The sequence below is a fragment of the Thermoanaerobaculia bacterium genome (assembly GCA_035260525.1).
GTDB lineage: Bacteria > Acidobacteriota > Thermoanaerobaculia > UBA5066 > DATFVB01 > DATFVB01.
This window is the reverse complement of sequence record DATFVB010000067.1, coordinates 1-6,337: the sequence shown is the minus strand read 5'-3', so window position 1 is coordinate 6,337 and position 6,337 is coordinate 1. Positions and strand designations below refer to the sequence as shown.

The window sequence follows — 6,337 nt, the reverse complement described above, 5'->3', positions numbered from 1 at the left end:
AGCGGTAGGGACCGGTCGTGACGAGACCTCCCTCGGTCGGGTTCGCGCCCGCGTGGAAGCTGCGCAGGCCGAAGGTCGCTCGGGCCCAGACGAAGAGGACCACCGCCAGGGCCTGAGCGGCGAGGACCGCCGGGTGAGACGAAAACAGCGTCCCCGTCTTCCAGAGCCCGACCATCGCGGCGATTATCGCCGCGAGACCCGCGAGGGACAGCGCCCTCATTTCGGCTTGCGGGCGAAGAGCATTCCGGCGCCCACGACGATCGCGGCGAGGCCGGCCCACATCGGAACGTTCACGTGCTCCTTCTCCTTGAAGGACAGGTCGAGCGGGCCGAGATGCGCCTCGTGCTTCTCCTTCGTGAAGCTGAAGCCCCCGAAGACGAGCGCCAGGATTCCGGCGATGATCAGGATCACCGCGACGAGCTTGATGGCATCCATGGTTCCCTCCATTCCGGCCGTTGCGCCGCTCCCCGCGGCGTCCGTTTCCGGGAGATCAGGCGCCGCCGCGCGCGACCCGGAAGAGCGTCAGCGCCACGCCGGCGCACATTCCGGACGCGAAGAGGAGCAGGATCTGGACCCACCGGACCGATTCCGAGCCGGGGCTCCGGGTGAAGAAGACGATGCCGATCGCGCTCACCACGACGAGAACCGCGATGCGCCGCCGAATCGATCGATCCATGACTCCTCCTTTTTCCGTGATCTTACGCCGAATCGCCCGGCCGAGCGCCGTCACACGGAGACCGCTTCGCGGCGATAATAGGCGGAGAGATCCGACGATGACCGATTCGCCGCCGATCGAGCGGGAGCCGAGCTGATCGCCGCGCGCTTCTTCCGCCTCGCCGAGCGCGGGACGACCGTCCGCCGGGAGGTCCTCGGCGGGATCACCACGTTCGTCACGATGGCGTACATCATCGTGGTCAACCCGGCGATTCTCTCGTTCGCCGGCATCCCGCGAGGGCCGAGCACGGTCGCGACGATCCTCGCCGCGGTCGTCGGGTGCCTGGCGATGGGACTGTACGCGAACCTTCCGATCGCGGTCGCGCCTTACATGGGGGAGAACGCGTTCATCGCGTTCGGTCTCACGGCTCTCGGCATCTCCTGGCAGCAGCGGCTCGGAGCCGTGTTCGTCAGCGGCGTGGCCTTCGCCGTCATCACCGTCCTCCGGATCCGCGCGTGGCTGGCGCGTTCGATCTCGACCTCGCTCAAGCACGCGTTCGCCGTCGGCATCGGTCTCTTCCTCGCGTTTATCGGGCTCTACGAGACGGGAATCGTGACGAGCTTCGTGGCCGGAATGCCCGCCGCGGCTCTCGCCGGGCCCGGCGGGTCGCTTCGAAACCCCGACGTGCCGGTGAAGATCGGAGACCTGCGCGAGCCGCGCACGCTGCTCGCGGCCGCGGGATTCCTCCTGATCGCCCTCCTGCTCTCCCGCCGCGTCCGCGGCGCGATCCTGATCGGGATCGGGGCGGTGGCTGCCGCGGGCATCGCGCTCGGATATGCCTCCGCTCCGCGCGCGATCGTCGCGTGGCCGGCCGGCGCCGCGTACGACCTCTCCGCGATCGCGGGAAAGCTCGACATCGCCGGCGTCCTCCGGCTCTCGTTCTTTCCCCTCCTCCTCACGCTGTTCCTGATGAGCTTTCTCGACACTCTCGGGACCCTCGTCGGCGTCGGCGCTGCGGGGGACATGCTCGACCCGGACGGCAATTTCCCCGACATCGAGAAGCCGATGATGGTCGACGCCGCGGCATGCGTGGCGAGCTCGCTGCTGGGCACGTCGACGTCCGGGGCGTTCATCGAGTCCGCCGCCGGGATCCGCGAAGGGGCGCGCACCGGACTGGCGTCGGTCACGACCGCCGCCCTCTTCGCGGCTTCCCTCTTCTTCCTGCCGCTCGTGGGTCCTCTCCAGGAGCTCCGTTTCGCGTACGGACCGGCGCTCGTCGCCGTCGGCGTCCTGATGACGGCCTCGGCCGCGAAGATCGACTACGCGGATTTCACGGAGCTCGTTCCCGCGTTCACCGCGATCTCGGTGATGGTCTTCACCTACAACATCGCCAACGGGCTCACGGCGGCGCTCATCGTGCACCCCGTCCTGAAGCTCGGATCCGGGCGTGGCCGCGAGACCTCCGGAGGCGGATGGCTCCTCGCCGCGCTCTGTCTCGCCTACTTCGCGTTCGGCCTGCCGCACTGAGGTCAGCGCTCAGCCGGCCAAGCTCGATCCATTGCCGCACCAGCTGATGGCTTCCGGGGAAGAGTCTGCTCAGGACGCCACGCGCGGAGTGGTGCGGCGAGGCGCGAGCCCGGCGGGATGCGGGCCGGCCGGGCCGCGGGCGCGGCGTACCGGTGGCGTGCGTTAAGCCCCGCGGGCGGCCGCCCGCCCGGCTCGATGCATCGCCGCACCAGCCTATCTGGGCCGCATGAGCGGAAACAGGATCACGTCCCGGATCGAGCTGCGGTCCGTGAACAGCATCGTGACGCGGTCGACGCCGATCCCTTCGCCGGCCGTCGGCGGCATGCCGTACTCGAGCGCCTCGACGTAGTCCTGGTCGTACGGCATCGCCTCGAGGTCGCCGCCCGCCTTGGCGTCCATCTGCTCCCGGAAGCGGCGGGCCTGCTCGTCGGGGTCATTCAGCTCCGAGAAGCCGTTGGCGATCTCCATCCCGCCGGCGTAGAGCTCGAAGCGCTCGACCCATTCCGGCGCCTCGGGTTTCTGCTTCGAGAGCGGCGAGATCTCCGTCGGGAACTCGTGGATGAACGTCGGCTGGATCAGGCGATCTTCGGCGACGGCTTCGAAGACCTCGGCCAGCAGCTTCCCTTTCTGGCCGCGGAACCGGTCCGGCCGCTCGGTGCCGATCCGCCGCGCGGCGGCGAGGAGCGAATCGGCGGATTCGAGCTCATGCGCCTCGACGGGCCCCTTCGGATGTTCCTTCGAGAACGCGAGCACCGCCTCCCGCATCGTGTAGCGGACAAACGGGGCGCGCCAGGAGATCTTCTGCTCCCCCCACGGCGTTCCTTCCGCTCCCGTGACCTCCGCCGCCATCCGAGAGAAGAGCTCCTCGGTGAGCGCCATGAGCGTCTCGGCGCGCGCGTACGCCTGGTAGAACTCGAGCATCGTGAACTCGGGGTTGTGGCGCGTCGAGATCCCCTCGTTGCGGAAGCTCCGGTTGATCTCGTAGACGCGCGGGATCCCGCCGACGACGAGCCGCTTGAGGTAGAGCTCCGGAGCGATCCGGAGGTAGAGCTCCATGTCGAGCGCGTTGTGCCGCGTCACGAAGGGCCGGGCTGCCGCGCCCCCGGCGATCGGCTGCATCATCGGCGTCTCGACCTCGAGATAGCCGCGGCCGTCGAGAAAGCGGCGCAGGAAGGAGACGATCTTCGCACGCCGCTCGAAGACCTGCCGGGATTCCGGGTTGACGGCGAGGTCCACGTACCGCCGGCGGTACCGCTCCTCCAGGTTCTGCAGGCCGTGCCACTTGTCGGGCAGCGGACGAAGCCCCTTGGCGAGGAACGCAATCGTCTCCGCCTTGACCGAGAGCTCCCCCGCGCGGGTCCGGAAGACCGGCCCTTCGACCCCGATCCAGTCGCCGAGATCGAGGAGCTGGTAGAGCGAGAAGCCGTCCTCGCCGACCACGTCGCGCTTGACGTACACCTGGATCTTCGTCGAGCCGTCCGAAATGTCGAGGAACCCGGCCTTTCCCGCCGTCCGGAGCGCGCGCACGCGGCCCGCGGTCGCGACCCGGTCAGGCTTCGCGTCGAGGAACGCGGCGTCGTGGCCCGCGTGCTCGTCGACGATCGAGGAGATCGGCCGGCTCTCGGGGAAGAAATTCGGGTACGGGCGGCGCCCGAGCGCGCAGATCGCCTCGAGGTTCTTTCGCCGGTTGCGGATCAGCTCGCTTTCGCCCGCTTCCGCGGGCGTGGTGTCGTCTTCCGCCATCGCCGCCGAAGGCTATCCCATCCGGGACGCGGGGCCAACGGCGAGAGGGCTGGCGGGGCGATGCATCGAGCCGGGTGGGCGCGTGCCGCCGTCCGGCGGCTAGACGTACGCTCTCCGGTACGCCTTCGCCGCCGGGCCGCCAGCCCGCGTCGGGCCGGGCTCGCGCCTCGCCCCGCCTTCGGGTTGTCCTCCGATCGAGCGCGGACCCCTGAAGCGTCGCAGAGACTCGCGGGACGATGTGTCAAGCCCGGCGGCCGCGGGCTCATCGCATCGCGGATAGCTTTCGCCGAAGTAACCGCGGCGAAAGCCCCGCGATGCGGGAGCGGGAGCGTCGGCGAGGGGGTGGCGGCCGCGCGGTCGAGTCGCTCGTTCGGCGAGCCGCGCCGGACGTCACGCGCCCCGGTCCCCCGAGCCAGCTCCCGCGACGGTTAGGGCTGGTTGACGTGGGACACCCAGCTGTCCCCCGAAATGTTGTCGACCGAGACGCCGTACGCGCTCCAGAAGAACCCGTCGGCGTTCGGCTTCAGCGCGAAGAAGAGGTTTCCGTAGTCGACGTCCGGAACGGCGGCCTGGATGACGGAATACGCCGGCACGGTGACGGCGAAGGAAGTCGTCTGGTTCTCCCCCATGACCTGGATCGCCCACGCATGGGAGACCTGGTCCAGGTTCACGATGCCGATGTTCGTGCGGGAGCCGGAATCGTTTCGGAGTCCGAGCCCGTAACCCAGCGTGTCGCCGATCGCGTCCATGAGGTCCACGGCGGGAAGGCCGAGCGAGACCTTCCCCGACGAGCCCGGCTGGAACGTCCAGATTCGCGATTGTCCGTCGAGCTCGGCCGTCGTGTCCGGATTGCCCTGCGAATCGACGCCGATGACGATGACCGCGCCGAAGCCGGACATCCCGAGCATCGAGGTGACGTAATCTTCGAGCGAGACCGTCGTGCTCCCCGGGATCGTGAAGTACTGGAGCGGCGCGTTCCCGTTGTCCACTCCCTGTGCGAGCCAGCCGACCGCGATGGTCTGGTCCGCGGAGCGATAGTTGGCGACCATCGCGTCGGAATGGAAGAAGGTTCCGTTCTTTCCCGCCACGCTGCCCCCGCCCTGGAACAGGAATGCCGAGAGAGTCGTGTCGTAGTAGATCGCCTGGCGCCTCGGGCCGGCGACGCTTCGGGCCGAGAGCGCCCGGACCCGGGCCATCAACTGCCCGACGGTCGCGCCGTCGGCGGCGGCGCGCGAGAGGCCGGCGGCGCGGGACCACGAAGCGGCGGAGAGAAGCATGGCGAGGGCAACGGAGAGAATCCTCACGGTATCCCCCTTTCGACGAAATACATTTCGAGAGATCTCACGCTACGCCCCCGACGCCCCGATTTCATGATGAGAACGAATCATTGAGCGCAAGCGGATTGCGACGAAAATGACCCGTCGATATACTCGACCGGTTCGATGAAAAAAGGCGTCATTCCCGCAGCAAAGCTTGAAGAAGGAGACACATGTCGAGCGTCGTAACCCGCGAATCCCTCGTCCCCGCCGCCCGGCCGGACCAGCCGATCGTCAACGATTTTTCGATCCAGGTCGCCACCGCCAACGGGTCCGGATCGCAGTCGTCGAACACGATCCTGATGCGGACGATCCACCAGATGGGGATCCCGGTCTCCGGCAAGAACCTGTTCCCGTCGAACATCCAGGGGCTCCCGACCTGGTTCACGATCCGCGCCTCGAAGAAGGGCTACATCGCCCGCCGCCGGGACGTGCAGCTTCTCGTCTGCATGAACCCCGAAACGGCCCACGAGGACGTTCGGACGGTCGCCCCGGGCGCCGCGGTCGTCTACGAGGAGTCGCTGAAGCTGAACGCGCTGCGCGACGACCTGATCTTCTATCCCGTGCCGTTCTCGAAGCTCGTCCTCGACCTCTGCTCGGACGGGAAGCTCCGGCGCCTCGTCGTGAACATGATCTACGTCGGCGTGCTCGGCTGGCTCCTCGGGCTCGACCCGGCCGAGATCGCCGAGGCGACCGGCAAGCAGTTCAAGGGCAAGGCCAAGGCGGTCGACCTGAACGTGGGCGCGATCGACGGCGGGTGGAAATGGGCCGCCGAGAACCTGCAGAAGCGCGACCCGTTCTGGCTCGAGCGCATGGACCAGGTGAAGGGGAAGATCATCATCGACGGCAACGCGGCCGCGGCGATCGGCTGCATGTTCGCCGGGGTCACGTGCGTGACCTGGTATCCGATCACCCCCTCCTCGTCGCTCGTCGAATCGCTCATCGATTACATGAAGGAGCACCGGATCGATCCCGAGACCGGGAAGGCGACGTTCGCCATCGTCCAGGCCGAGGACGAGCTCGCCGCGGTCGGCATGGTGCTCGGCTCCGCGTGGGCAGGGGCGCGCTCGATGACGGCGACGTCGGGCCCCGGCAT

General features: G+C 68.3%; 7 protein-coding genes. 2 read left to right on the top strand and 5 right to left on the bottom strand.

The features are described 5' to 3' along the window. From VKH46_03215 to VKH46_03205, 3 genes are all read right to left on the bottom strand, one after another. Positions 1–220: hypothetical protein (locus VKH46_03215; GenBank protein ID HKB69825.1), on the bottom strand; the 220-nt coding region annotated here is incomplete at its 3' end. Then, a complete protein-coding gene (locus tag VKH46_03210) occupies positions 217–435 on the bottom strand; it encodes a hypothetical protein (protein HKB69824.1) in 219 nt (72 codons plus the stop codon). The genes VKH46_03210 and VKH46_03215, both read right to left, overlap by 4 nt. 55 nt (positions 436–490) lie before the next feature. Then, complete coding sequence (locus VKH46_03205; protein ID HKB69823.1) at positions 491–676, bottom strand: hypothetical protein; 186 nt, start codon at positions 674–676, stop codon at positions 491–493. Between the two features lie 132 nt (positions 677–808). Here VKH46_03205 and VKH46_03200 point away from each other — a divergent pair, with 132 nt between their 5' ends. Beyond that, on the top strand, positions 809–2,182 hold the full coding sequence (locus VKH46_03200) for an NCS2 family permease (GenBank protein ID HKB69822.1): 1,374 nt from the start codon (positions 809–811) through the stop codon (positions 2,180–2,182). 213 nt (positions 2,183–2,395) lie between these two features. Here the strand turns inward: VKH46_03200 and lysS are convergent, their stop codons facing one another. Continuing rightward, positions 2,396–3,925, bottom strand: a complete 1,530-nt coding sequence (lysS, locus tag VKH46_03195) for a lysine--tRNA ligase (protein HKB69821.1) — start codon at positions 3,923–3,925, stop codon at positions 2,396–2,398. Positions 3,926–4,353: 428 nt separating this feature from the next. Continuing rightward, entirely contained in the window at positions 4,354–5,229 is an 876-nt protein-coding gene (locus VKH46_03190) for a hypothetical protein (GenBank protein ID HKB69820.1), read from the bottom strand. 185 nt (positions 5,230–5,414) lie between these two features. On the opposite strand from VKH46_03190, the gene VKH46_03185 reads away from it, so the two are divergent. After that, a partial coding sequence (locus tag VKH46_03185) for a 2-oxoacid:acceptor oxidoreductase family protein (protein ID HKB69819.1) occupies positions 5,415–6,337 on the top strand: 923 nt, incomplete at its 3' end.

Excerpts from the sequence above, each read along its gene's own strand:
- VKH46_03210 (HKB69824.1), bottom strand. The coding sequence starts at position 435 with ATGGATGCCATCAAGCTCGTCGCGGTGATCCTGATCATCGCCGGAATC.
- VKH46_03205 (HKB69823.1), bottom strand. The coding sequence starts at position 676 with ATGGATCGATCGATTCGGCGGCGCATCGCGGTTCTCGTCGTGGTGAGC.
- lysS (HKB69821.1), bottom strand. The coding sequence starts at position 3,925 with ATGGCGGAAGACGACACCACGCCCGCGGAAGCGGGCGAAAGCGAGCTG.